19 protein-coding genes and 1 pseudogene are annotated in these 25,173 nt (G+C 70.6%); 9 read left to right on the top strand and 11 right to left on the bottom strand.

What is annotated here, in order from left to right; genetic code table 11:
- Positions 1-24: 24 nt before the first annotated feature.
- The 6 genes and pseudogenes from MKK50_RS05200 to MKK50_RS05175 form a co-directional block, all read right to left on the bottom strand.
- Positions 25-297 (bottom strand): annotated as a pseudogene (locus MKK50_RS05200) (IS110 family transposase); the annotation flags it as partial.
- 211 nt (positions 298-508) lie between these two features.
- Positions 509-1,834 (bottom strand): bifunctional folylpolyglutamate synthase/dihydrofolate synthase, encoded by a 1,326-nt coding sequence (locus MKK50_RS05195; protein ID WP_499020880.1) that lies wholly within the window; start codon positions 1,832-1,834, stop codon positions 509-511.
- 32 nt (positions 1,835-1,866) lie between these two features.
- A complete protein-coding gene (accD, locus tag MKK50_RS05190; RefSeq protein WP_499020879.1) occupies positions 1,867-2,784 on the bottom strand; it encodes an acetyl-CoA carboxylase, carboxyltransferase subunit beta in 918 nt (305 codons plus the stop codon).
- A 130-nt stretch (positions 2,785-2,914) separates the two neighbouring features.
- The gene (gene trpA / locus MKK50_RS05185; RefSeq protein WP_499020877.1) at positions 2,915-3,757 is read right to left on the bottom strand and encodes a tryptophan synthase subunit alpha; all 843 of its coding nucleotides are present in this window, start codon (positions 3,755-3,757) and stop codon (positions 2,915-2,917) included.
- A gap of 172 nt (positions 3,758-3,929) precedes the next feature.
- A complete protein-coding gene (gene nudC / locus MKK50_RS05180) occupies positions 3,930-4,901 on the bottom strand; it encodes an NAD(+) diphosphatase (protein ID WP_499020875.1) in 972 nt (323 codons plus the stop codon).
- A 10-nt stretch (positions 4,902-4,911) separates the two neighbouring features.
- Complete coding sequence (locus MKK50_RS05175) at positions 4,912-5,328, bottom strand: HIT domain-containing protein (protein WP_499020874.1); 417 nt, start codon at positions 5,326-5,328, stop codon at positions 4,912-4,914.
- A 236-nt stretch (positions 5,329-5,564) separates the two neighbouring features.
- Between MKK50_RS05175 and MKK50_RS05170 the strand changes: the two genes are divergently transcribed.
- Entirely contained in the window at positions 5,565-6,662 is a 1,098-nt protein-coding gene (locus tag MKK50_RS05170; protein WP_499020872.1) for an HD-GYP domain-containing protein, read from the top strand.
- A gap of 7 nt (positions 6,663-6,669) precedes the next feature.
- On the opposite strand, the gene MKK50_RS05165 is transcribed toward MKK50_RS05170, so the two are convergent.
- Positions 6,670-7,494, bottom strand: a complete 825-nt coding sequence (locus tag MKK50_RS05165) for a sulfotransferase family protein (RefSeq protein ID WP_499020871.1) — start codon at positions 7,492-7,494, stop codon at positions 6,670-6,672.
- Positions 7,495-7,740: 246 nt separating this feature from the next.
- Between MKK50_RS05165 and MKK50_RS05160 the strand changes: the two genes are divergently transcribed.
- Together MKK50_RS05160 and MKK50_RS05155 are read left to right on the top strand one after the other, a co-directional pair.
- Complete coding sequence (locus tag MKK50_RS05160; protein ID WP_253369078.1) at positions 7,741-8,472, top strand: sulfotransferase family protein; 732 nt, start codon at positions 7,741-7,743, stop codon at positions 8,470-8,472.
- A 151-nt stretch (positions 8,473-8,623) separates the two neighbouring features.
- Positions 8,624-10,330: a DEAD/DEAH box helicase gene (locus tag MKK50_RS05155; protein WP_499020869.1), complete on the top strand. Its 1,707-nt coding sequence runs from the start codon at positions 8,624-8,626 to the stop codon at positions 10,328-10,330.
- A gap of 118 nt (positions 10,331-10,448) precedes the next feature.
- On the opposite strand, the gene MKK50_RS05150 is transcribed toward MKK50_RS05155, so the two are convergent.
- A complete protein-coding gene (locus MKK50_RS05150) occupies positions 10,449-11,276 on the bottom strand; it encodes a hypothetical protein (RefSeq protein WP_499020889.1) in 828 nt (275 codons plus the stop codon).
- A 503-nt stretch (positions 11,277-11,779) separates the two neighbouring features.
- Here MKK50_RS05150 and MKK50_RS05145 point away from each other — a divergent pair.
- From MKK50_RS05145 to MKK50_RS05130, 4 genes are all read left to right on the top strand, one after another.
- Entirely contained in the window at positions 11,780-13,264 is a 1,485-nt protein-coding gene (locus tag MKK50_RS05145; RefSeq protein WP_499020867.1) for an ATP-binding protein, read from the top strand.
- 10 nt (positions 13,265-13,274) lie between these two features.
- A complete protein-coding gene (locus tag MKK50_RS05140) occupies positions 13,275-13,964 on the top strand; it encodes a response regulator transcription factor (RefSeq protein ID WP_499020865.1) in 690 nt (229 codons plus the stop codon).
- Positions 13,965-13,991: 27 nt separating this feature from the next.
- Positions 13,992-14,675, top strand: coding sequence for a TenA family protein (locus MKK50_RS05135; protein WP_499020863.1), 684 nt, complete (start codon positions 13,992-13,994; stop codon positions 14,673-14,675).
- A 190-nt stretch (positions 14,676-14,865) separates the two neighbouring features.
- Positions 14,866-16,356, top strand: a complete 1,491-nt coding sequence (locus tag MKK50_RS05130; RefSeq protein WP_499020861.1) for an amino acid permease — start codon at positions 14,866-14,868, stop codon at positions 16,354-16,356.
- Positions 16,357-16,495: 139 nt separating this feature from the next.
- On the opposite strand, the gene MKK50_RS05125 is transcribed toward MKK50_RS05130, so the two are convergent.
- From MKK50_RS05125 to MKK50_RS05115, 3 genes are all read right to left on the bottom strand, one after another.
- Entirely contained in the window at positions 16,496-17,401 is a 906-nt protein-coding gene (locus tag MKK50_RS05125; protein ID WP_253369069.1) for an MBL fold metallo-hydrolase, read from the bottom strand.
- A gap of 201 nt (positions 17,402-17,602) precedes the next feature.
- Complete coding sequence (locus MKK50_RS05120; protein ID WP_499020860.1) at positions 17,603-18,793, bottom strand: L,D-transpeptidase family protein; 1,191 nt, start codon at positions 18,791-18,793, stop codon at positions 17,603-17,605.
- A gap of 181 nt (positions 18,794-18,974) precedes the next feature.
- Positions 18,975-21,578 (bottom strand): ATP-binding cassette domain-containing protein, encoded by a 2,604-nt coding sequence (locus tag MKK50_RS05115; RefSeq protein ID WP_499020859.1) that lies wholly within the window; start codon positions 21,576-21,578, stop codon positions 18,975-18,977.
- 444 nt (positions 21,579-22,022) lie between these two features.
- Here MKK50_RS05115 and MKK50_RS05110 point away from each other — a divergent pair, with 444 nt between their 5' ends.
- Both MKK50_RS05110 and MKK50_RS05105 read left to right on the top strand, forming a co-directional pair.
- Positions 22,023-23,915, top strand: a complete 1,893-nt coding sequence (locus MKK50_RS05110) for a quinol:electron acceptor oxidoreductase subunit ActD (protein WP_499020857.1) — start codon at positions 22,023-22,025, stop codon at positions 23,913-23,915.
- On the top strand, positions 23,912-25,138 hold the full coding sequence (locus MKK50_RS05105) for a hypothetical protein (protein ID WP_499020855.1): 1,227 nt from the start codon (positions 23,912-23,914) through the stop codon (positions 25,136-25,138). Before MKK50_RS05110 ends, MKK50_RS05105 begins: the two co-directional genes overlap by 4 nt.
- Positions 25,139-25,173 lie beyond the last annotated feature (35 nt).

Raw genomic sequence — 25,173 nt, 5'->3', positions numbered from 1 at the left:
CAGCCGATCGGTCTTGGCGATCTATACTTCCGCCGTGCGGAAGGCCCGGACCCGGCGCGGAGCGACCAGGGCGACCGCAAAGCCAGCCTCGGCCAGGGCGACCGTGCCTGGATGGGCATACGGGCCGATCGCCTGCAGGGCGACGCGCAGGACGCCGCGCGGGAGCAGGGCGGCGATCACGCGTTCGATGCCGGCCGGGGTGTTGTCACACCGGAGCGGGTTGGCGGCGGGATGGAACCCCAGGTCGAGGAAGTGCTTGCCGACATCGATGCCGGCCACCGGTACGAGGCTGTGCATGGCGGATCCTGTCCTGTACGCGGGGGCCCGCCGCAGCGGGACCCAACCGACTGTTCGGGATACGCAAGACAGGGCGTCCGGGGTCGTGCCGTTTGACGGTCGCGCCACGACGGCAAAGCCGGTGTCATCGTGACGGACCCGGAAACCGTCAGATCGCCAGACGCCCAGGCCGTATCAAAGCACGGCCAGCCCTCAGGTACAGGAAACCGTATCAGACCGGGATCGTGCCGTTGGCTTCGAGCACGGCGCCCGCGAGGTAAAGCGAACCGCAGATGAGGACCCGCGGCGGGCGCTCGAAGACCGTGTCCGACAGGGCTGCCAGGGCCGCCTCGACGCTCGGGGCGACCTCGGCCGACAGGCCGACCTCACGGGCGATCTCCGCCACTTCCTCGGCGGGCCGCGCGGCCATCTGGCCGGTGATCGGCACCGCCACCAGCGAGCGGGCAAGGCCGACGAAGTTCTTCAGGAAGCCTTCGGCATCCTTGGTGCCGAGCAGCCCGACGATCAGGACCAGCGGCACGTCGCTGCGCTCGCCGAGATCGGCCATGGCGGCGGCGAGGATCCGCCCGCCATCGGCGTTGTGGCCGCCGTCGAGCCACAGCTCGGCGTCCTTGGGCATCCGCTCGGCGAGCGCCCCACGCACGAGGCGCTGAAGCCGGCCCGGCCAATCGACGTTGCGCAGGCCGGCTTCGAGGGCCACCGTGCCGATGTCGCCGAAGCCCGCCGCGCGCAGGGCCGCGATGGCGGTGCCGGCATTGGTGAGCTGGTGGCGACCGGCCAGGCGCGGGCGGGGCAGATCGAACAGGTCGATCTCGTCCTGATAGACGAAGCGTCCGCTGTCCTCGTGAACGGAGAAGTCCTGGTTGCCGATCCGTACCGGCACCGCGCCGACCCGCTCGGCCTGGCGGCAGAGGACGGCATCGGCCCCGGCATAGTCCTGGGCGGCGATCACCGCCGGGCAGCCGCGCTTGAAGATGCCGGCCTTCTCCATCGCCACCGCCTCGACGGTGTCGCCGAGATACTCGGCATGGTCGCGCCCGATCGGGGTGACCACGGCACAGGCCGGGTGGTCGATGACGTTGGTGGCGTCGACGCGTCCGCCGAGGCCCACTTCCAGCAGCAGCACGTCGGCGGGGCATTCGGAGAACAACAGCAGGGCGGCGGCCGTGGTGATCTCGAACACGGTGATCGGATCGCCCTTGTTGGCCGCCTCGCAGCGGGCGAAGGCGTCGGCGAGCCGGTCTTCGGCGACGTAATGGCCGCCGCCGATGCCGCCGAGGCGGATGCGCTCATGGAAGCGCACGAGGTGCGGCGAGGTGTAGACGTGCGCAGCCAGCCCACCGGCCTCGAGGATCGCCCGCATGAAGGCGATGGTCGAGCCCTTGCCGTTGGTGCCGGCGACGTGAATCACCGGCGGCAGCCGCCGCTCGGGATGCTTCAGAGCCGCGAGCAGGCGCTCGATGCGCCCGAGCGACAAGTCGATCGTGCGCGGATGCAGGGCGAGGAAGCGCGCCATCAACGCGTCGGAGGATTCCATCTCGCGCGGAGACCTTCTGTCGCGGATTGAGCTCAGGCCGCGTTGGGCACGGGTTCGGGAGCGGTCGGCTCGGAGGCGGTGCCGGAGTCCCGGCGCACATCCATCAGCAAACTGCAGAGCCGGCTGATCGTCTCCTTGAGCTGGTGCCGGTGGACGACCTGATCGACCATACCGTGCTCGCGCAGATACTCCGCCCGCTGGAAGCCGTCGGGCAGCTTCTCCCGGATCGTCTGCTCGATGACACGGGGGCCGGCAAAGCAGATCAGCGCGCCGGGCTCGGCCAGATGCACGTCCCCGAGCATGGCGTAGGAGGCGGTGACGCCCCCCGTCGTCGGGTTCGTCAGCACCACGATGTAGGGCAGCCGCGCGGCCCGAAGCCGGCGCACGGCGACCGTGGTGCGGGGCATCTGCATCAGGGAGAGGATACCCTCCTGCATCCGCGCGCCGCCGGAGGCCGCGAACAACACGTAAGGGGTGCGCTTCTCGAGCGCGGTCTCGGCGCCGCGGACGAAGGCCTCGCCGCCGGCCATGCCGAGAGAGCCGGCCATGAAGCCGAATTCCTGGGCCGCGATCGTCATCGGCAGGCTGCCGACCCGGCCGAAGCCGATCTTGAACGCGTCGGGCATCCCGGTCTTGGCCCGCGCCTCCTTGAGACGGTCGACGTAACGCTTCTCGTCGCGGAACTTGAGCGGATCGGTCGGAACCTCGGGCAGCGGCACGTCGATCCAGGTGCCCTCGTCGAACATCATCTTGAGACGCGCCGTGGAAGACATCTTGAGGTGGTGTTCGGAGCCGGGAATGACCCAGTGGTTCTGCTCGACTTCCTTATGGAAGACCATCTGGCCCGTGTCGGGGCACTTGACCCAGAGGTTCTCCGGCGTCTCGCGCTTGAACAGCGTCTTGATCCGGGGCCGTACGACCTCCGAGATCCAGTTCATCGGCTCGACCATGGCGTCAGACTCCCTGTCCTACCGCGTACTCTTGCCACAACGATATCGGATCGCCGCCGCCCCGATCCCAGGGGAAGCTCCCGCTCGGTAGGCTCCGAAAGAATCCCCCTCGCGGCGACTGCGGTCGGGTTCAGGCTCCGGCCGGCACCTTGGTGGTGCTGCGGACACCCTGCGCCAGCTCGCGCACCAGGGCGGCGACCGCTTCCACCGTGCCGTTCCCGGCCCGGTCGCCGGGTTCGAGGCTGCGGGCCAGCGCATCGACGAGGGCCGAGCCCACCACCACGCCGTCGGCGCCGCGGGCGATCTCGGCGGCATGCGCGCCGGTCTTCACGCCGAAGCCGACGACCACCGGCAGGTCGGTATGCGCCGCGATCCGGCCCACCGCTTGCGACACCCGTCCGAAATCGGGGGTCGCCGTGCCGGTCACGCCGGTGATCGACACGTAGTAGACGAAGCCCGCGGTGTTCGCGAGAACCGCCGGCAGGCGCTTGTCGTCGGTCGTCGGGGTCGCGAGGCGGATGAAGGCGATCCCCTTCGCGAGCGCCGGCAGGCAGAGTTCCTCGTCCTCCTCCGGCGGCAGATCGACGACGATCAGCCCGTCGATGCCGGCCGCCCGCGCATCCTCCAGGAAGCGGGGCACGCCGTAGGTATGGATCGGGTTGTAGTAGCCCATCAGCACCACGGGCGTCCGGTCGTCGCCCTCGCGGAAGCGGCGGACGAGGGCGAGGGTGCCGTGCAGGTCCTGGCCCACCTTCAGCGCCCGCAGGCCCGCCGCCTGGATCGCCGGTCCGTCGGCCATGGGATCGGTGAAGGGCAGGCCGAACTCGACGATGTCGGCCCCGGCCTTCGGCAGGGCTTCGAGCACCTTGAGCGAGGTCTCCGGATCGGGATCGCCCGCCATCACGTAGGTGACGAGGGCGGCACGTCCTTCCGCGCGGCAGCGGGCGAAGGCGGCATCGATGCGGGCGGTCATGGTTCTCGCTCCCGGCGGTACGTCCGGCCTTGAGGCCCGGGGCACGGTTCCCCCGGAGCCGGGCCGCCGCGCAGGGCCCGGCTTCCCCGGCCAATTCCTCGGCCGGTTTCCCGGCCAAGTGGGGGCGCCTACACCATCCGCTCGCGTCCGTGAAGCGCAGGCGGCGCCGGGCTCACGCGTCCGGGTCCGGCGCGGCTCCGATGGCGCCCTCGATGACACCCTCGACCCAGTCGCGCAGCAGCAGGTGGGCGATGGCGGTGGCCGGCGGCACGGACAGGCCCTCGGGATGGGTGCCCGCGATCATGTGCGCCACCTCGGCGCGGGTGAACCAGCGCGCATCGTCCAGCTCGTCGGGATCGGTGCGGATCGCCTCCGACAACGCCTCGGCGACGCATCCGATCATCAGCGAGGCTGGGAACGGCCAGGGCTGCGAGGCGTGATAGGCGACGGCGCCGACCGCGACGCCGGTCTCCTCGTGAGTCTCGCGGCGCACGGCGGCCTCGACCGTCTCACCGGGCTCGATGAAGCCGGCGAGGCAGGAATACATCCCCGGCTTGAAATGCGGCCCGCGCCCGAGCAGGCAGGCCTCGCCCCGCCGCACCAGCATGATCGCCACGGGATCGGTGCGCGGAAAGTGGTGCAGCCCGCAAGTCCCGCATTCCCGGCGAAAGCCTCCGGCGGCGACCGTGGTCGGGCTGCCGCAATTGGCGCAGAAGCGGTGCCGGGCGTGCCAAGCCAGCACCGACTTGGCGGTGGCGATGAGCCCCTGCTCCTCGCGGGCCACCGCGCCCTCTGCCGCGAGCGCCCGCAGATCGAGGGCGCGGTGGCCGGGTGCAGGGAACAGGAGGGCTGCCTCCTCCGGGACGGCGCCGGCGAAGACCGGACGCCCCTCGACCCGTCCGAGGTAGATTTCGATGGCGCGCTCCCCCGCCCGCCCGGCCTCGTCGGGCGTGAGAAGGGCCGTTCCGGTCTCCGCCGGGGCGGCGCGCAGGATCACCGTCTCGCCCGCCATCAGCACGAGGCGGGCGTCCGGCCCGGCTTGCTCCAGCTCGGGGGCCGGGCCGAATTCGGCGGAGTGGCGCACGAGACGGCTCGCGGCATAGGCGAGGGCATCCCGGCCGGGCGTGGTGGGCGCGCCTGTCATGCGGGTCGCCTCACGCGGCCACGAACAGGGCGGCGGCCCGTTCGAGCAGAGCGGCGCGGGCATGCGGCGGATAGGGCCTGCGCTCGCCGACGCCCCAGACCGGCCTGGGCCAGGCCGGGTCCGAGCGGAACCGGGCCACGACGTGGATGTGGAGCTGCGCCACCACGTTGCCGAGGCTTGCGACGTTGACCTTGTCCGGTTGAGCGAGCGCCTGCATGACCCTGACCGCGATACGCGTCTCCTCGAAGGCGAGGCTTGCATCCTCCGGCGTGAGGTCGGTGAGTTCGCTCAAGCCCGGCCGCCGCGGCACCAGGATCAGCCAAGGAAAGCGTGCATCGTCCATCAGCAGAACGGAGCAGAGGGCGAGATCGCCCACGGGGTGGGTATCGGCGGCGAGCCGCGGATCGAGGGGGAAGGCGTCGGTCATGCCGGGAATCTAGCGCGCCGGTCTGAAAAGTGGCGCCTGGTTTTCGGGCCGGCCGGGGCGACGCGTCGGACCCGTGCCGTCTCCGACCGAGGCGGCCGGTTTGCGCAGGAGGCCTGGGCACGCGCAAGTCGGTCACGCCATCTCAAATCCCGGTTAACCATATTCTGGCACGCAGGGGGGCAGCGATCGGGAGTCGGCGGGCGGCGGGCCATGCCGGGATCGCCGTGGATGACGCGATGACGGGCGGCGCGCAAGGAAGCGGGGAGCGAAGCCGGAACACGGTGGTCGCCATCGTGGCGGCGCGAACCCCGGCTCCCCTCGTCCTCGCTTTGCGCGGGCAGCCCTGCAGCGCCTGCATCCTCGCGGTGTCGAGCCGTGTGATCGACGACCTGATCGCCGAGGACCCTGAGGTGATCGTGCTGGAGGCCGAGCCCGAACGCTTCGACGCTCCGGCCCTGATCCGCGCCCTGCGGGAGCGCGAGAGCCTCGTCCGGACGCCGGTCCTGCTGGTGGCCGGCGGCGATGCTCGGAGCCTGCGCCGGATCGGCCGCGAGGCCGGCGCCACCGACGTGCTGTCCAAGCCCTTCGACGCCCTCGAATTGCAGGACCGGGTCGCTGTTCTGATCGAACTCGCCCTGGCGCGCCGGGAGAGCGACGACCGGGCGCGTGCCATGCGGCGCGATGCGGCGCGGGCGGTGGCCGAAGCCACGGCGCGCGAGCGCGAGTTGATCCGCCGCCTGATGCTGGCAGCCGAGTTTCGCGACGATAACGCCGGTGACCATCTCACCCACGTGGCCGGCTGCGTCATCGCCGTGGCCGAGGGGCTCGGTCTGTCGTCGGCGGAGGCCGACGACGTGGCTTTGGCTTCGACCATGCACGACATCGGCAAGATTGCGGTCCCCGACCACATCCTGATGAAGGCCGGTCCCCTCACCCCCGACGAGTGGGAGGAGATGCGCCAGCACGCGCTGCGCGGCTACCACATGCTGCACGACAGCCCGTCGCGCCTGCTCCAGATTGCCGCCGAGATCGCCCTCACCCACCATGAGCGCTGGGACGGCACCGGCTATCCCCGCGGCCTCAGGGGCGAGGAGATTCCCCGCTCCGGCCGGATCGTCGCGGTGGCCGACGTGTTCGACGCGCTGATCTCCGCGCGCAGCTACAAGCCCGCTTGGTCCCTTGAGCGGGCGCGCGCGCATGTCGAGGCGGAGGCGGGCCGGCATTTCGACCCGGCCTGCGTCGCCGCCTTCCTCTCGCGCTGGGACGACATCGTCGCCCTGGTGGAGGAGCGCGGCGCAAGGCCGTCCGTTCGACGGAGCGATGCCGGGCCCTGACGACCCTTCAGCCCCGGACGGCGCGCCACGTCCGCCACGTCGAGAGATCCAGCCCCGACATCGCTTGGAACGCGACGAGATCGTCCCTGTAGATTTCGGACAGATACCGGATGTCGTCCTCGTCCGGTCCCTCGTCCTCACGATCACCGCCGAGGTTCTCGGTGAGCCGCTCCGTGGTGAAACGATCCGGATCGATGTCGAGGAACCCGGCGACGCGTGCCAGCAGGGCACTCGGATCGTTGCGGATGTCGTCGAAGTTCAGAAGCAGGAACTGCTCCGCCGGGAAGAAACGCCGGAAGTGACGCACCTGCTCGGCGTAGAGGCCGCGCTCCACATAGGCCCACCACCGGTTGAGGCCAGGAACCTCGACATGCTCGGCCATCCGGCGCCGGCCGTCGCGTATGGCCACTCCGAACGGCAGCGTCTCCACGGCTTGCCCCCCGACCGTGACGCCCGCTTCCGAAAAGCGCCGGACCATGCGCCAGTTGGAATAGGCGCGGTCGATCGGATCGCGAAACAGCAGGATGATCTTGAGATGGGGATTGTAGGCGCGAAGCCGCTCATGCGCTGGTAGCCAGTAGAGCGTGACCGGCGTGGCTTCTCCCGAGATCGTTCCGCCGGGTGGAACGAGGGAATGAAGGCGCGCATAGTCGGGCCTCGACCAGTCGGTGGTTTCCGTATCGAAAAAGTGCGTTTCCTTCGGATTCGCCATGCTGACGCTGGGATGCCCATCGAGGTAGGCATACAGAGTCGTGGTCCCGCATTTCTGCGCGCCCGCAACGACGAAATCGAGTAACCCGCTCTCGGCCGGGTGAACCGTCGCTGTCGTCATGCTCGGCCTCCGTTCGGCACTGCGTCGCCGTGATATCGATCCCGCTGTTCGTCCCGGCGCATCCGGCGGGCGGCGCAGGGGCCGGGATTGCAGCCGATGCGGCCTTCGATACAATTGTGTTCGCACCCAAAGGGTACCGTCCTCCGCTCGGCGGGCCGGCTCTGCAACCGGTCGCGGCCCGCTCAAGGATCCCGCAGGCGCGACCTGGACATGGTTGGGGCACGTGAGAGGATTTCGGTTTTTCGAATGATCTTATTCAATCGCGAACTGCTCTTCGTTCACAATCCGAAGACGGCTGGAACCTCGATCCTTCGATACCTGAGGTCGGTGTTGCCGGAGGTGCAAACGGCCTACATAAAAACATTGGGCAGCAATCACCCCACCTTGTCGCTCTCCGTCGGCTATGCCTGCGGCGTTCTTGCGCAGCCGCCTTCCGCATTCAAGCGCGTGCTGGTCATGACGCGCAACCCGTTTGACCGGGAAGTTTCCGTCTACGAGCATTACAGGCAAAATCTCCAGTACGACACGATCGCAGAAGATCTGAACAGTCCGGTGCTTCTCGAAGCTGTCCGCCAGGCTGCTAGAATGCCCTTTGATGCCTATCTACATTGGGTTTGGGAGACGCACGGCACCTGCGACTTGTGGAACACCGAGAGTTACCATCGGACCGAGGAAACGTTCAGCCTGCCACAGCTCGCCATCGTCAAGGTGGAGGAAATCGAAACCGGATTGGCTGCCGCTCTGCAGGGCGTGACCCTGCAGGACGGGGAGGCGTTGCCGCACATCAACACCACGGCACGTCGCGCCGCCGCCGCCTACTACGACGAGGCGACCCTCGACATCGTCCGCAAATCTTACGCCTGGATGTTCCGCCAGGGGCTCTACGACGAGGGCGACGTGCCCGCCGTCCGATTGGCCGCAACCCCTTCGCCGCCGGACGACGGCGGGATCGAGGCGGAGCAACCGCACGGCCCGTGAATTGGAAAGCGCCCGCCCCGGCCCCCGCGCAACGCCCCCGCGCGGCCGGCGTAGTGGTCGGCGCGTCTAAATAGGGTTAGAAGCGGCGTCCGATTCCGATCCGGCCGATGATTGCCGGTCCGAATTCGCCGACCCTTAAGGCGCATCTCCCTTGCCATTTCCGACTCTGCCCTCCCCCCTGGCGCGGGCGCTCACCGAGCGCAACTATGCCGAGCCGACACCCGTCCAGCAGGCGGTGCTCGATGCCGTCCCCGAGCGCGACCTGCTCGTTTCGGCTCAGACCGGATCGGGCAAGACCGTTGCCTTCGGTCTCGCCATCTCCGGTACGCTGCTCGGCGAGGACGAGGCGCTGCCGCCGCCCGGCGCGCCTCTGGCGCTCGTTATCGCTCCGACCCGTGAGCTGGCACTCCAGGTGCAGCGGGAGCTGACCTGGCTCTACGCGCAGACCGGCGCGCGCATCGTCCCTTGCGTAGGCGGCATGGATCCGCGCCGCGAGGCCCGCGCGCTGGAGGCCGGCGTCCACATCGTCGTCGGCACGCCGGGGCGCCTGCGCGACCACATGGAGCGCGGCCGGCTCGTCACCGAAGGTCTTCGCGCCGTCATCCTCGACGAGGCGGACGAAATGCTCGACATGGGCTTTCGCGAGGATCTCGAATTCATCCTGGCCTCGACCCCGAAGGACCGGCGCACCCTGCTGTTCTCGGCGACACTGCCGAAAGCCATCGTCGCGCTCGCCGAGAGCTATCAGCGCGACGCCCTGCGCCTCGCGGTCGCCGGCGAGACCCGCGGCCATGCCGACATCGTCTACCGCGCGGTGCGCGTGATGCCGCGGGAGGTCGAGCACGCCGTCGTCAACATTCTGCGCTACGTCGATGCACCGGTCGCGATCGTGTTCTGCAACACCCGTGACGGCGTGCGCCATCTCCAGGCCTCGCTGACCGAACGCGGCTTCTCAGCCGTGGCGCTCTCGGGCGAGCTCGGTCAGGGCGAGCGCAACGCCGCGCTCCAGGCCCTGCGCGACGGCCGTGCCCGCGTCTGCGTCGCCACCGACGTCGCCGCCCGCGGCATCGACCTGCCGGGGCTCGACCTCGTCATCCACGCCGACCTGCCGCACGATGCCGAGGTGATGCAGCACCGCTCCGGCCGCACCGGCCGCGCCGGCCGGAAAGGCACCAGCGTCGTGCTGGTGCCGCCGGCCCGGCGGCGGCGGGCCGAGCAGATGTTCGCCATTGCCAAGGTCAGCCCCGATTGGAGCGGCCCGCCGAACGCGGACGAGATCCGCATCCTCGACCGCGAGCGGATGATGTCCGATCCGCTGCTCGCCGAGCCCGAGACGGAGGAGGACCGCGAGTGGGAGCGGGAATGGGCCGAGGCGTTGATGGAGCGCTGCCCGCCCGAGCGTCTCGCTGCGGCCTTCGCCCGGCTCTACCGCTCGCGCATCCCCGTGCCGGAGGAGGTGAGCGATCCGGCCTACGAGACGAGCCGGCGTCCGGAGTCCCGCAGCGGTGTGCCGGTCGGCGCTTCGCGGGTCGGTGACGACGAGCCGGCAGCGTGGTTCCGGCTCAATCTCGGTCGCCGCGACCGGGCCGAGCCGCGCCGGCTTCTGCCGATGCTGACCCGCCGCGGACAGATCGGTCGCGGCGATATCGGCTCGATCCGGATCTTCGACAACGAGACGACCTTCGAGGTTCGCGCCAGCGCCGCGGACGACTTCGCCGCGTCCTTCGCCCGGCGCGGGCCCGCGGATGTGCGCGTCGAGCGGATGCAGGGGGATGGACCGGCTGCCGCCAAGGTACCGAAGAGCCCCCGTGCCCAGCGCCATCGCCGCGAGGCGACCAAGTCGGGCCGGGGCGGCTGAACTGCCGCGCGACGGTGCCGGGGCACGAAAGCCGCCCCGGCGACGATGACCATTTTGGGTGTGCACGCGTCGAAGGTCGCGTTCGGCTCGTTCGAGCCGGGCCGTCGTGCCGACGGACTTACTTGTCGCCGAGCAGGCCGCTCACGGCGGCATCCCAGCCGTCGCGGATCTGACGGCCGCCGGGTATCTTGACGCCGAGCAGTTCCGGCTCTTCCGCTGCGTCCTGCGCCGGTCGCGCGGCAGGTGCTTGCGCCGAAGCGGTCTGCGTCGGCCGTGCTTCCGTGGCGCGGTCGCGGACGACCGGCGCGGGCTTCCGGCCGAGATCGGCCTTGGCGGGTTCAGCCTTGGCAATCTCGGCCTTGGCGCTGTCGGTCTTGGCTCTTGCCTCGGCCTTGGCTTCGGTTTTCGTGATCTCGGGCTTCGTCTTCGCAGGCAGCGATACAAAACGCGCCGGCTGCTCCGTCTTCGCCTGCACCATCTCGCTCCGGCTCGGAGGCAGCGGCACCGTGACTTTGGCGGGGGCGAGCGCTGCCGCCGTGCGGGCCGCGGCCGGAACCGTCGGTGCGGGCTCGATCGGCAGGTTCGCCCGGGCCGGCGGCGCGATGTCCGGCGCTGCGGATGCCACCGGCGCGGGCGGTGGCGCGGCCGGTGCAGCGGGTTCAGTGATCGGCAGGCTGGCCCGGCGCCCTTCCGGCAAACCGCTGGCGGCCGGCGCCAGTGCCGGAACGCCGTCCTTCAGGTCGGGCCATTGCGAAGCGACGGGTGCGATTCGCGCCGGCCGGCTTCGGGGATCGGCGAGATCGGAGAAGAACGCAAAAGCCCCCACGGCAAAGACGAGGAGGGCAGTGCCCCCGCCCGCGGCACCGAGGATGAGAGGCAGCCGGCGCCGAGCCGGAGCCTTGCTCTCGGCCGGCCGGGTTTGGGACGGATGGATCGTCACCGACATGCGGTCGGCCTCTTGCACGTTGTAGCCCTGCAACAAGACGGCCTCGGCAATGCGGCGGCAAGATGTCCGGTGCGGCCTGTTGAGAATTCAGGCGTCGTCCATCCACACGAATCTGTCGGAAACTCCGGGGCGGATGAGCCTGAACGGGACAGGCGCGCCCCGGACAAGTCTCACCCCGATCAATTCTCGCGATCGACCTTAGCGGAGCCGGCTTAACGGAGCGTGTAACCGGGCCGATGCGGTGTGCGGCGTGTCGGTCGGCGATCATAAGAAAAACATCAGTGTGCCGCGCGACCCTGTGGCGCGGCGCCGGCATGGACTTTCAACCGGTGATCGGCCACGGTGCAGCCGTGCCGAAAGAGTAGAGATCTGAGACTTTTATCCGATGGCGGCTTGCCGAATGGTCCCGGATACGGCCTGCTCGTGTCGGCGTATGGCGGACTGATCGACCGCGAGGGCCCGTGCCGATTCCCGCCGCGACGCAAGCTTCCCCGACGCCCATGATGGCGCAATCCGTGGCCGATCCCAATCTCGACAAGGCGCAGGATCGGGCTGCCGACGCGGCCGTGCCGTTCTGGGCCGGCTGGCCGACGCGCACGCGGCTCATCCTCGTCGTGCTCGCCATCGATATCGTGGCCGCCCTCGCCTCCTGCGGCGTGATCGTGCTGACCGCGCGCAGCGCCGTGCAGGTCGAGATGGCAGCCAGCCTCGCCACCGTCGAGCCCCTGGTGGCCGACACCATCCGCTCCCTGCGCAGCCCGAGCCCCGAGAGCGTGCTCCACACCCTCGACCTGCGCTTTCAGGCGCTGCGCCACGTCCGCGTGACGATCCTCGATGCAGAAGGCAAGCGTGTCGGCTTCGGCCCCTCCGAGCAGGGGCGTGAGCAGCGCACGGCGCCGCGCTGGTTCGTCCGGCTGATCGCCCCCGAACCGCGCCAGCACGACCTGCCCATCCTCGTGAAGGGCGAGCGGATCGGCACCGCCGCGATCACGACCCAGCCTCTCGATGAGATCGAGGAGGTCTGGGGCTATGCCCGCTCGCTGGCGCTGGCCAGCCTGATCGTGAACCTCGCGGTGCTCGCCGCCCTCACCCTAGCGCTTGGGCGCATCCTGCGGCCGCTCGGCCGCCTCGCGGACGGTCTGACCCGGCTGGAGCGGCACGACTATACCGCCCATCTCGATCCACCCGCCTCCCGCGAGCTGGCGGTGATCGCCGCGCGCTTCAACCGCGTGGCCGGGGCGCTCTCCGAGGCGCGGGCCGCCAACGGCCGCCTCAACCGCCAACTCCTGACGGCCCAGGACGACGAACGCGCCCGCATCGCCCTCGAACTCCACGACGAGTTCGGCCCGTGCCTGTTCGCGCTGGAAGCCAACGCGGCCTCCGTCGCGCGGCTCGCCGCCAGCCCCGGCGAGATCGACCGCGGCCGGCTCGCGGCGCGGGCCGGCGACATCGGCAGCATCGTCGGCCAGGTTCAGACCCTCAACCGAGACCTCCTCAACCGCCTGCGCCCGCATGGGCTCGGCGAGGTGCCGCTGACGGATTGCCTCAACCTGCTGCTGCGCGACTTCCGGCGCCGCCACCCCGAGACCGCCTTCGATGGTGACTTCGAGGGGCTGGCCCGCGGCTACGGCGACATCGTCGATCTCACCGTGTTCCGCTGTATCCAGGAGAGCAGCACCAACGCCGTGCGCCACGGCGCCGCCCGCCACGTCCGGGCCCGTGCGACGGAGGAGATCGATGCCGCCGGCCTGACGCTTCTGCGGGTGAGCGTCGAGGATGACGGCACCGGCATCGCGCCCGGCCACCGGGTCGGCCTCGGCCTGTCGGGGATGCGCGAGCGGGTCGAGGCGCTCGGCGGTCATTTCCATCTCGACACGGCGTCTCTTGACAACGGCGCCTCCGGAACCGTTGTCCGGATCACCCTCCCGATCGATCCCGAGCGCGACGGCAGCGAGGTTCCGCCTCCGCCCGCGCCGCAACCCGAGTGATGCGTGTAAGATGAACGCGCCGGTCAGCAGCCCCGTGATGAAAGCGGCGTCGAGCAAGGGCGGACCCGTCCCGGTTCTGGTCATCGACGATCACCCGATCGTCCTGCAAGGCTGTCGCCGCGTGCTGGAGGATGCCGGGATCGAGACCGTGGTCGAGGCGACCGGCGTCGTCTCCGGCTACCGCGCCTTCCACCGCCTGCGCCCGCCGGTGGTGATCTGCGACCTGACCTTCCAGGGCAGCGGGCTCGCCGGCCTCGCCCTGATCCGGCGCATGCGCGCCGTCGAGCCCGAGACTCGCGTGCTCGTGTTCTCGATGCACAACGATCCCGTCATCGTCTCGCGGGCGCTGGAGGCCGGGGCGCTGGGTTACGTGCTCAAGGACCACGCCTCGAACGAGCTGTTCCAGGCCTTCGAGCGGGTGCGCGCGGGCGAGGTCTATCTCGACCGGCGGCTGGCCACCGAGGTGGCGATGCTGCGCGCCGACCCGCGCCGCACCCCGGAGACCCAGCTCACGCCGCGCGAGCAGCAGATCCTCGCCCGCCTCGCCCAGGGCAAGTCCTACGGCGCCATCGCCGCCGACCTCTCGGTGAGCTACAAGACCGTCACCAACGCCTGCTCGCAGATGCGCCAGAAGCTCAGGGTGCGCACGCTGGCCGAACTGATCCACGTCGCGGTGACCCAGGCCCAGCGAAAGGGCTGATCCCTTTCAAAAGACGGAGCGCCGTTCTTGGCCGACATCCCCTCTGCCGGGCGCTTCTCGCAGGAAGCCTGGGCGCGCAATCTCGCGGCCTACGAGGCGATCCGCACGATGCCGTTCAATGCGGAACTGGCGGACGGCTCCCTGAGCCCGGAACGCTTCCGCCGCTACATCGTGCAGGACGCGCATTACCTCATCGGTTTTGGCCGGGGGCTGGCGCTCGCCGCAGCCAAGGCGCCGCATCCCGACCGGATCGTGCAGTTCGCCCGCGGCGCCGAGACCGCAATCGTGGTCGAGCGCGCGCTGCATGGCGGCTTCTTCCAAGAATACGGTATCGACGCCGGGTCGTTTGCCGCAACCCCCCTCTCGCCGGCCTGCGACCACTACGTCGCGTGGCTGCTCGCGACGGCCTATGCCGAACCCTACGAAGTCGTACTCGGCGCGCTGCTGCCCTGTTTCTGGATCTATGCCGAAGTCGGCCGCGACATCTTCTCCCGCGCAAAGTCCGACAATCCCTATCGGGCCTGGATCGACACCTATGCCGGTGAGGAGTTCGGCGAGGCGGTGGCCGCGATGATCGCCGCCACCGACGAGGCCGCCGCCGAGGCCTCCCCGGCGCTGCGCGCCCGCATGCACGCGGCCTACACTCACGCGACCCGTCTCGAATACGGGTTCTGGGACGGCGCCTATCGGGACCTGACTTGGGCGCTCTGACTGGGGTGCCTTGAGCCGGGAGTGCGGCCTCGGAGCTGCGCGCGTCCCCCCTCGCGTAACAGCTTGGCCGGGTCCTTGCACCGCAATGTCGTCCCGGGCCGTTGCGCCCGCATCGGTTTCACGATTCATCTGTGTCAGAATTCGGCCGCTCCGTCAGAGGAGCTCGGCCGATACGAGGGGTGGGGCGGACATGGCGTCAGGCTTGGCGAGTGATCTTTTCAGGATCAAGACGCTGGAACGGCTCAATGCCGATGCTGAATCCGGCGAGGACAAGCTGGAACGCCATCTCGGCCCCTGGAGCCTGATCGGCCTCGGCATCGGTGCGGTGATCGGAGCGGGCCTGTTCTCGCTCACCGGCATCGCCGCGGCCGAGCATGCCGGCCCGGCGGTGACGCTCTCCTTCGCCATCGCCGCAATCGGCTGCGCGCTCGCCGGCATGTGCTACAGCGAGCTCGCCGGCATGATCCCGGTCGCCGGCTCGGCCTACACCTACACCTACGCCACGATGGGCGAGTTCATCGCCTGGATCATCGGCTGGGATCTCGTGCTCGAATACGCGGTCGGAGCCGCCACCGTCTCGGTGAGCTGGTCGCGTTACGTCACCCGCTTCATGCGCGACACGCTCGGCATCAACCTGCCGGGCTCGCTCGTGCACTCGCCCTTCGAGGCCTACCAGCTTGCCGACGGCAGCGTGGCGCACGGCCTCGTGAACCTGCCGGCAATGCTGATCGTGGTCGCGGCCTCGGCCCTGCTCATCGTCGGCATCCGGGAATCGGCCCGCGTCAACGGCGCGGTGGTGCTGCTCAAGCTCGCCGTCGTGGCCATCGTGATCGGGGTCGGCCTGTTCTACGTGAAGGCGCAGAACTACGACCCCTTCCTGCCGCCGAACACCGGCACCTTCGGCGAGTATGGCTGGAGCGGCGTGATGCGGGCGGCCGGCGTGGTGTTCTTCGCCTATGTCGGCTTCGACGCGGTCTCGACCGCGGCGCAGGAGGCTAAGAACCCCCAGCGCAACATGATGATCGGCATCCTCGGATCGCTGGCGATCTGCACGGTGCTCTACATCGCGTTCGCGGGCGTGCTGACCGGCCTCGTCCACTACGACGCCATGCGGGGTGACGCCGCCCCGGTGAACACGGCGATCGCCGCGACGCCGTTTCCGTGGCTGAAAAGCCTCGTCACCTTCGGCGTGATCTGCGGCTTCTCGACCGTGATCCTCGTGCTGCTGCTCGGCCAGAGCCGGGTGTTCTACTCCATGTCGAAGGACCGGCTGCTGCCGGGCTTCTTCTCGGCGATCCATCCGAAGTGGAAGACGCCCTACCGCTCGAACCTGTTCTTCATGGTGTTCACCAGCGCGCTCGGCGGCTTCCTGCCGATCTCGCAGCTCGGCCATATGACCAGCATCGGCACGCTGCTCGCCTTCATCCTCGTCTGCGCCGGGGTCGTCATCTTGCGCCGCACCCAGCCCGACGCTCCGCGCGCCTACCGCACGCCGCTGGTGCCGTTCGTGCCGATCCTCGGCGCCCTCTTCTGCCTCGGCATGATGCTCTCGCTCGACGGCGACACGTGGCTGCGCCTCCTGATCTGGCTGGCGATCGGCCTCGTGATCTACTTCGCCTGGAGCCGCAAGCACAGCCGCATCGGCCGCGAGGAAGGGGCGAACGCGACGACGGCTCTGTAAGGAGACTGAGTGCGGCCGCTCTCCCGCTTGGGCGAGGGGCCGCGCCTGTCGGTCAGCGCATGCTTCCGACAGCGTAGCGCCGTTCCGACTTCGCCTCGGGATGGCGGAACGACGCTGAGATCAGCGGTGCCCGGCCGCCTCAGGCCCGGCGGGCCAGCGCCAGCACCGGCGTCTCGGCAAGGCCCACGAGCGGCCGGCCGACCTCGATCGACTGCCGTTCGCGGGCGATGAAGGCGGTGGGCATCTCGGCCTGCATCTCGGCCTCGACCGCGCGCAACTGCACGTCCGAATGGCACGGATGCAGGTGGATGATGGCGAGCGCCTTGGCGCCCGCGCCCTTCGCCAGCTCCACGCCCTTCTGCCAGGTCGAGTGGCCCCAGCCCTTGCAGCAGGGATACTCGCCTTCGGTGAACATGCCGTCGTAGACGAGGAGGTCGGCCCCCTCGACGAAGCGGCACAGGTCCGGATCAGGCCAGTTCGCGCCGTGCTCGATGTCGCTGATGACGCAGAGCCGCTTGCCGCCGTGGTCGAAGCGGTAACCGGTCGATCCCTGCGGGTGGTCGAGCAGAATCGTGTCGACCCGGATGCCGTCGGCGAAGGTAAGCGACTCGCCCGCCCGGAAACCGTGATGCGCGAAGCTGCAGGGCAGCACGTCGAGCGTGACGGGGAAGAGCGGCGGCGAGAACAGCCGACCGAGGGCCTCCTCGGCGCTGGCTCCATCGAGGTTGCCGCAATAGGTGTGGATCGTGCGGGTGCCGTCCAGCACCGCCGGCTTGAAGAACGGCAGACCCGCCGTGTGGTCGAGATGCAGGTGGCTGAACAGCAGGTCGATATCCTGCGGCAGGCTCTCGCGGCAGTTGCGCCCGAAGGCGCCCAGGCCCGAGCCGGCATCGATCACAAACAGACGTTCCCCGCAGCGGATCTCCAGGCACGGCGTGTTGCCGCCGAACTCGGCGGTTTCCGGGCCGCTGACCGGCGTGGAGCCGCGGACGCCCCAGAAACGCAGGACGAGGGAATCGTCCTCGGCTGGATATGGCAGGGTCATGGATCGGTACCAATGCCAAGCCTCGGGCCTGGCTTTCGCTGGTGTTAGCGGTGCCGCCGCGCGCATCCGCGCATGGATCCGCGGCTGTTCTTCGGCCCCTCTTCAGGCTCCGACTGTACAGCGCTCAGATGGGGGCCCGCCATTCGGGTTTGTGTGCGTGCTCGCACACGCCGTTTTGAGTGGGTCCAAGTCAGTACCGTGTCAGCGCTGGGCCAGTTTTTCAATCAAAGGCTGTGTTTGGGTGAAATCCGGCGGCGGCAGCGCACCCTCGATCGCCGCGCGGGCGAGACTCGGCCACGTCTGCGCGTAGCGCGTGACCGGCGCCGCGATGCGTGCCGTCGCGGCGACGTAGGGCGGCACGAACCCAGCGGTCCGCACGGTGAGCGACGGGCTGTCCATGCCGATCCAGGCGGCCCATACGGCCTCGGGAACGGGCGGCGGGGGCGGCGCCCTGCGGCGGGCGGGGATCAGCACGACCTCCTGGCCGGCATAGGCCAGCGCCTCCGGCCGGCTGATGTCGCCCACCGGATGACCCTGAAGGATCCGCGCCGCCCAGAAGGCGTGCTGGCCGCCGTCGGAGTAGGTCGTGCGCACGGCCGCCGCGCCCTCCTCCACCAGGGCGGCGATGCGGTCGGTCTCGTCCTTGTGCAGGGCGGTGAACGCCGTCTCCTTGGCCGGATCGCGCGAGGGCGCAAAGGTGTAGCGGCCGGCGGTGACGCTCACGGCCGGCTCCTCGCCGGTCGCCTCGAAGCGGTCCGAGCCTTCCTTCAACTGGCGCCAGAAGGCGATGTTCGGGTCGGTCCGGTGCCGGGCCATGTTCGCGGCGGTCATCCGGAACGGGAAGGACTGGAACTGGAACGCGCCCTGCCCCCCGGCGAACGCCTCGCGGGCGATCGAGAACAGCTCGCCCGCCACCGTATCCGTCATGGCAAAGCAGCCCATCGACGAGCAGACGCCGTGCACCATCACCGCCGAGCCGGTGGAGCCGTGCGCCCGGTCGAAGGCGTTGGGGTAGCCGACGTCGAAGGAGAGGTAATAGCGCGAGTTCGGGTTCATCTGGCTTTTCGCCACCGTGTAGAACCCCTCCGGCGTCTGCCGGTCGCCGCTCTTGGTCTTCGGCCCGAGCTGCCCGGACCAGCGGCAGATCGGATAGGTCTTGATCGGCACGTAGCGCCCGGCGGCGTTGCGCTTCCAGACCTCGATCTCGGATTCCTTCTTGTAGGCGCGCAGCACGATCGGCGAGGCGGCGTTGGTGCCGCGCGCGGCCATCAGCGCCAGGGTCGCGGCCGGGATCGGCGCGTTCGCCTTGTCGGCCCGTGCGAGCGTGTTCGACGCCGTGAGGATCGACACCCCGACCAGCCCCGGAATCAGGGTTCTGAGGAAGGATCTCACAGAGCCTCGAGAGCGGTTCGGGGGAGGCATGCACCGTCTCGATCGAGGCCAGGGCCGACCGGTGGTGCCTGCGGGCGACGAAAACCGGATCGTGCCCAAGCTTTGAGGCGGTTTTGCGGGAAACGGAAGCGGTCATTCCAAATCCGGTTGATCCCTTCGGGATGGCGGATTTGGAGATCGCTCAGGCCGTGACCGGCTCGGTTTCCCGGGACGCATGAGTGACCACCGTGTTGCGCTCCACCCGCAGCACCGCGTCGAACGGCGACTGCCGGTTGAGGGTGTCCTCGTCGGGCAGGCAGACGATCAGCGCGGCCCCGGCGCGCAGCGCCCGCAGGCGCTCGATGCGGGCGGTGATCTCGTCGGGCTTGCGGTCGTCGAGTGAGAGTCCGACCACGAGGATGTCCGGACGGCGCACGAGGCAGCGCACGAACTCGATCGCCACCCGCTCGCGCGGGCCGATGGCGCCCTCCCCCAGCACCGCGCGCTGGCCTTGGCCCGCCACCGCCACGCCGGCCTCGATCCGCGCTGCGAGGCCGAGCCGGTAGACGGTGGGCTCCAGCCCCTGCTCGGCGAGTACCCGGCGCACCAGAGCGCGCACCCGCCCCTCGGCGCCCGCCTCACCTTGGGTGATGCGCCCGAACAGCAGGTTCTCCTCCAGGCTCGCGGCGGCGGTGAGCCGGGCGGGATCGTAGAACTCGACCTTCTCGCGGTAGCGCGGTGGCAGCATCGCCGCGAAGGAATGGCGGGCGGCGACCAGACGCTGTTCCAGCGCCTCGTCGATCAGACCGAAGCGGTGGCGCGTCTCGCTGTAACGGAGCGCCAGCCCGATCAGCCGCTCGCGGTCGCGGTGCCCGGCCGGACCGCGGCGGAAACCTCGGGCCTCGGGCAGGCGCGCGACCAGATCCTCGAAATAACCCCGCTCGGCCGCCGGGAACAACGAGAAGCTCTCGAACAGAGGGTGGTCGTCTGGCAAATCCGAAAAAATCTCGACGGTGGAGCGGGCGACCTGGAGCCCGACATCGACCAGGCTGCGGGTGAGATCCTCCGCTTCCAGCACGGCACGCAGGTAGGGATGCGCCGCGAGCCGCGCTTGCGTGAAGGCCGGGCTCACCGCCTCGCCGAACAGGATGTTCTCGCCGATATCGGCCTGATGGTTGTAGCGGGCCGGGTCGAACGGCTCGACGAGCCGAGCCATGCCCTCGCTCGCCAGCGCATCGCGCACCGCCCAGCGGGCGGCGACGACCGCTTCCGCCGTAGCGGGATCGTCTTCCGGGTCGACGGAGGCCTCGAGGCCCCGCTCGTAGACGAAGGCGTCGAGCCCGGTGAGCTTGAGGATGGCGATGCGCTCGGCCAGCCCCGAGGCTTCGCGGTCGCCGCTGCGGGCGCCGTAGAGCAGGTTCTGGCGCAGCGTCCCCTCGATCAGGATCGCCTCCGAGCCGGCTAGCGCGATCCGGCGGGCGCGCTCGGCGGAGTCGAAGGCGCGCAGGTCGGTGCCGCCATAGGTGACCGCGCCGGCGGTGGGCTCGATCTGCCCGGCGAGCAGGGCGGCAAGCGCCCGCGATCCGCTGCCGCGGTGACCCACGATCGCCACATGCGCCGGCATCGGTAGGGCGAGATCGACGCCCGTCAGTCGCTCGCCGCTGCCGGGATCGTAGGCGCCGACGCCCTTGGCGACCAGGGCGCCCGTCTTCGGGAATGGGGCCGCGCTCCGCGAACGGTTCCCCGGCAGGCGGGGGCTCAGGGCGTCCAGCGTCTCGGCGATGGAACGGAACAGGGGGGCGACCGCCCGGTGCTGGCTCCACAGCCGCAGGCTGATCGCGACGAGGGTTGCCGCCAGCGTAAAGGCACCGGCTGCGGCGACCAGCGCTCCGGGTAGGACGTTGTCGGCCTCGGTCGCGGCCTCGCCCTGCCACAGGGCGGTGGCGACGAGGAGCGCGGGCAGGATCACGACGAGGGCGAGTGCCGGGGCCCGCGCATAGGCGAGCCGGGCCTCCGCCCGCACCAGCGCGCTGCGCGCCGCCCGCGCCCGAAGTCCGAGGCGACGGCGTTCGAACGCCGCCGCGCCATGGGCGCGCACCGCCGGCATCCGCCGGATCAGGTCGCGCAGGCCCGTCTCCGTCGCGGCGGTGTCGGCCTGGCGCAGGCTGTGCCGGGCGGCGGTGCGGCTGGCGAGCAGAACCCGGGCGAGCCCGACGGCGGCGAGCAACAGCGCAATCACCGGTACGAGGCGCGGGGCGGCCAGTTCCGCCATGACGAGGGCGAGCAGGATCGCCGCGAGCGTCAGGCCGGGCACGACGATGCCGACCGCCGAGAGCGGACCCATCCGCGCCAGGGCTTGGCCGACGAGGCCGGGCAGCGCCCGGAGATCCTCACGGGCACCGGGCGGCGAGGCGAGGATCGCTTCGGTGGCCCGCGCCCGCAGCCGCGCCGTGGCCCGGGCCTGAACGGAGAAGCAGAGATACGCGACCGCGGCCCCCAGGGCGGCCAGCAGCAGGGCCGCGGCGGCGAGCGAGGTCAGCGCGATCAGCGGCAGTTCCGTCGGTGGCAGGCTCCACCCTTGGAACAGGATCGGCGCTTCGTCGCCGTGATGGCCCGGCAGCGGCAGGGCGATCCGCAGGAAGGGCAGGAAGTCCGGGCTGCTGCGGGTCAGTACCGCGATCAGGTCGCGCAGGCACAGCAGCACGAACAGCGCCAGCGGTCCGCCGAGGCCCACCGCCAGCCCGAGCGCCGCCGCGTGCCGACGCGGGGACGAGGCCCAGGCGAACAGGACGGGATCACGCTCCATCGGCATTCCGGGCGCCCGGCCAAGCCGTGGCCGACGAATTCGCGGCGGTGGGGTGCGGCATCGGAGAACGGTTTCGGCGCTGTGAGGGACGATCCGGCGGGCAGGCGCGTGAGGAGGCCGTCACGTATCGTCCTCTTCGCACGGAAACGCCGCGGCGCAAGCCCGCGCGGGCGGCGCCTCGCCTCGCATTCCTGCCGTGGCATTGCTCTTTGGTGCGGGACGGCACATGGCGGGCGCTTACCGTCCGCATCTGCGTGCGGAGGGCCTGCCTTTCTGGCGTTTCCCCAGCCATCCCGTTCGGCAGCGCCTTTCCCCTACCCTCCTTTCGGGCGACACGGATGGCCGTGCGAGACATTCCATCGCCCGCCTTTCTCCGTCAGGATCGCAATCAGGATCGGAGCCGCCCGCAGCCTGCGGCCGACCGTTGAGCCGATGACCGAACGCGTGTTTCAGCCTGCGGCCGAGCCCGCTCCCCTCTACGGCGCGCCGGTGATCGGGGCCGGAGAGACGGTCGCTTCGATCGCCGCCGCGCTCGCGGGGAGCGTGCTCGCGCCCGCCGGTCGCTTTTGGCGGCTCGCCGTCGCCGCAACCTTCGTCCCGATCCTCGTCTGGGCCGGTCTGCGCTCGGCCGTGCCCGCCGAATTCGGCCCGGCCGGCGCCGCGTGGTGGATCGGGCTCGCTGCGGGCTGCCTGCTGATTTCGGGGCTGCTGCTGCTCGCCGGCGTCGCGTGGCGCTGCGGGATCGGGCGCCTGACGCAGACCGCTGCCCTGCTCTGCTCAGGTCTCGTCGCGCTCCACCCGGCGCCGGTCCATCCGGTGAGCCTCGGGGCCTTGCTCCTGGCCAGCCTCGGCCTCTGGGTGGCGGCGCTCCTTCCGGATGTGGCGGTGTTACGCGACGCCGCGGGGCCGGGTTCCCGACGCGCCCGCCTCTACCGGACGCTGTCCGCCGGCTGGTGCGGCTCGGCGCTGCAATGGCTCGCCTGGGAGCGGGCCTGCCGCGGCTTCGGCCTGCTCGGCATTCTCGCGGCGGTGGCGGTGCTGATCGACCTAGCGCTCGCCGCCGCCCTGCGCACCGACCGGCACGACACCTTGCTCCCCGTCGCCCTTCTGGTCGAGGCGGTGCTCTCGGGTGCCGGGCTGACCGCGGCGCTCGCCACGACCCTGCGCCGAAGCCGCGGACTCGATGGCCTCATCACCGGCCGGCATCTCGATATCATCGGGCGGCTGCTGCTCGCCTTCGGCCTTGCCGCCCTCTATTGCCACGTCACCGAGATCGTCACCGCCCTGCTTTACGGCGACGCGGCCGAGCGGGCACGCCTGACGCGCAGGCTCTTCGGCGACGAGGCGCCCGCTTTCTGGACACTCATGCTCGCCGGGCTTCTCCCCACGCAATTGTTCTGGATCCCCGCGATCCGCCGCAGCGCCCTCGCCCTCGGTCTGATCGGCGCCCTCGTCGCCATCAGCCTCGGAGCGGATCACGTGCTTGCCATGCGGATCGGGGCGGCGGGGGCAAGCCTCGCGGATCTCCTGACCGCGGAGGTCGCCATGCTGGGGACCGCGGGGCTGTTCGTCCTCGGCCTGCTGCTTCTCCTCCGCCTCGTGCCGCCGGTCGGAATCGCCGAGACGCGCCAGCTCGCCCTCGCCGAGAACGCGCACGCCGCGCCGCGGGCGCCGGAGATCGCGCCGAACATCCGGCCGAACCAGCTCCCCGGCCAGCCTCTCGCTCAATCGTTTGGCCAGCCCCCCGGCCTCATCGCGATCTTCGCTTCGGAGGCCGGGCTCGCCGAAGCGGCGCGGGGGCTCTCGGGGGGCCGCGCGCCACGCCTGGACGCCTTCGCTCCGGTGCCGATGCCGGAGGTCGCCGGCGCCCTGCACCGAGAGGAGCGAAGCCTGAACCGCCTCGCGCTGTTCGGTGCCTTTCTCGGATTTGCGGCCTTCGTCGCCATCCGCATCGCCGGCCTTGCCGGGGAAATGCCGGACGGGCCGGCGAGCGTGGCGGCGCTCCTCGCCCGGCCGCTTTCGTGGCCCGATGTCTGGCCCCCTCCTTGGCCGGGCTCCTGGCCGTTATCCTGGGCGATGGCAGCGGTGCCGGCCCTCTCCGCCGCGGCGGCGGGCGGAGTGCTCGGCCTCGGCGTCGCGCTCGTCTCCGCTCTGAGAACAGGGCGGACCGGCCGCGTTCTCCCCTCTGCCCTGGCCGGACATTTCGTCCTGACGATCGAGCCCTCCGGCACGCCGTTCATTCCGGCGGCCCTCGCCCGGCGCCTGTACGCCCTGCCGGCGGATGCGGGACGTCCCCTCGCCCTCTACGGCTCCGCCGCCGGGGAGCCGCAGCGGTGAGCGCGGAGGAGAAGGGCGGTGCCGCCCGCAAGGCGACGGGGGCGAAATCCGCGGGTGCGTATTTCCGCGATCCGGCCCGCCGCCCGGCGGCGGCCTTCGTCGTGGGAATGGCCTGCCTGCTGCTGGCGCTTCACCATGCCGGGCTGCCCCGGCTCGCGCCCGCCTATCTCGCCGCCTGGACCTGCCTTCTCGCCCTGCCGGCAGGCGCGCTGCCCGTCGTCATCATGATCGAGCGGGCCGATGCGTGGCGCCCGCAGCCCGAGACCGCACTGCTCGAGACCCTGCGCGGCCTGCTGGTTCTGATGCCGGTGGCCGCGATCCTCGCTCTGCCGATCCCGGTGGCGGCCTTCCTGCTCTACCCGGCGCCGGAAAGCGCTGGGCCGGATGGCCCGCTCGCCCTCCTCGGAGCCGCGCCGCCGCTGCTCGCCGCTCGCCTCGCCCTCTATTTTGCGCTCTGGACCGGGCTTGCCTTGCTCTTCGCCCGCCGCGGCGGCGAGCCCTGGGCCAAGGCCGGGCGGATCGACGACGGGCGCGCCGTGCTCGGCCTCGGCCTCCACACCGTGGTCGGCACGCTGGCGGCCGGCGACCTCGTCATGTCGGTCGGAACCGATCCCGGCCCCCGCTTCCATGCCAGCGCCTTCGGATTGCTGGTGCTGGCCGCGTGGTCGAGTCTGGCGCTCGCCGCCGCGATCCTCGTCGCGCCGCCCGACGCCGGCCCCGCCCGGCGCCGCCACGATCGGCTCACGCCGCTCGCTGTGCTGCTCCTCGTTTGGGCCGGCCTGCATGTCGTGCAGTTCCTGATGCTCGGCGCCGCCGCCGATCCGGGGGCCGCCGCGTGGTATCGGCTGCGCGCAGGCTTTTCCGGCCGCGCCCTGGCGCTATCCGCCGCCGTCGTGGTGGGTGTTGCCGCCATCCTGACCTTGCGTCCCGGCGAGAACCGCACGCGGCTGGTGGCGGCGCTCGCGGTCGCGGTCCATCTTGCCGAGCTGTTCTGGCTCGTCACGCCCGCCTTCCGTGGCTACTTTCGCGTCGGCCTCACCGACCTGTTGGCGCTCGCCGGGATGATCGGGCTCGCCCTGGGACTGGCGCCCGCGGTTCGGCGCCTGATTCCGGGGCTCGCCGTCACCCCTGTCTGGCCGGGCCGCGAGGGCGCGCGGGGGAGACCGGGCGCGGCGGGGGACATGCGTCGCAAATCGGTTGTTCCGCCCCCCGAAGCTTCCTAGAGCCGTATCCGACCTGATCGCATCAGGCCGGCATC

Source organism: Methylobacterium sp. J-043, from assembly GCF_022829505.1.
In the GTDB taxonomy this organism is placed as follows: domain Bacteria; phylum Pseudomonadota; class Alphaproteobacteria; order Rhizobiales; family Beijerinckiaceae; genus Methylobacterium; species Methylobacterium extorquens_A.
Note: the sequence above shows the minus strand (reverse complement) of the source record. Positions and strands in the feature narration are given on the sequence as shown.

What these genes read in the sequence shown, in the direction of transcription:
- MKK50_RS05195 (WP_499020880.1), bottom strand. Translation starts at nt 1,834, where the DNA reads ATGGAATCCTCCGACGCGTTGATGGCGCGCTTCCTCGCCCTGCATCCG.
- accD (WP_499020879.1), bottom strand. Translation starts at nt 2,784, where the DNA reads ATGGTCGAGCCGATGAACTGGATCTCGGAGGTCGTACGGCCCCGGATC.
- trpA (WP_499020877.1), bottom strand. Translation starts at nt 3,757, where the DNA reads ATGACCGCCCGCATCGATGCCGCCTTCGCCCGCTGCCGCGCGGAAGGA.
- nudC (WP_499020875.1), bottom strand. Translation starts at nt 4,901, where the DNA reads ATGACAGGCGCGCCCACCACGCCCGGCCGGGATGCCCTCGCCTATGCC.
- MKK50_RS05175 (WP_499020874.1), bottom strand. Translation starts at nt 5,328, where the DNA reads ATGACCGACGCCTTCCCCCTCGATCCGCGGCTCGCCGCCGATACCCAC.
- MKK50_RS05170 (WP_499020872.1), top strand. Translation starts at nt 5,565, where the DNA reads ATGACGGGCGGCGCGCAAGGAAGCGGGGAGCGAAGCCGGAACACGGTG.
- MKK50_RS05165 (WP_499020871.1), bottom strand. Translation starts at nt 7,494, where the DNA reads ATGACGACAGCGACGGTTCACCCGGCCGAGAGCGGGTTACTCGATTTC.
- MKK50_RS05160 (WP_253369078.1), top strand. Translation starts at nt 7,741, where the DNA reads ATGATCTTATTCAATCGCGAACTGCTCTTCGTTCACAATCCGAAGACG.
- MKK50_RS05150 (WP_499020889.1), bottom strand. Translation starts at nt 11,276, where the DNA reads ATGTCGGTGACGATCCATCCGTCCCAAACCCGGCCGGCCGAGAGCAAG.
- MKK50_RS05145 (WP_499020867.1), top strand. Translation starts at nt 11,780, where the DNA reads ATGGCGCAATCCGTGGCCGATCCCAATCTCGACAAGGCGCAGGATCGG.
- MKK50_RS05140 (WP_499020865.1), top strand. Translation starts at nt 13,275, where the DNA reads ATGAACGCGCCGGTCAGCAGCCCCGTGATGAAAGCGGCGTCGAGCAAG.
- MKK50_RS05130 (WP_499020861.1), top strand. Translation starts at nt 14,866, where the DNA reads ATGGCGTCAGGCTTGGCGAGTGATCTTTTCAGGATCAAGACGCTGGAA.
- MKK50_RS05125 (WP_253369069.1), bottom strand. Translation starts at nt 17,401, where the DNA reads ATGACCCTGCCATATCCAGCCGAGGACGATTCCCTCGTCCTGCGTTTC.
- MKK50_RS05115 (WP_499020859.1), bottom strand. Translation starts at nt 21,578, where the DNA reads ATGGAGCGTGATCCCGTCCTGTTCGCCTGGGCCTCGTCCCCGCGTCGG.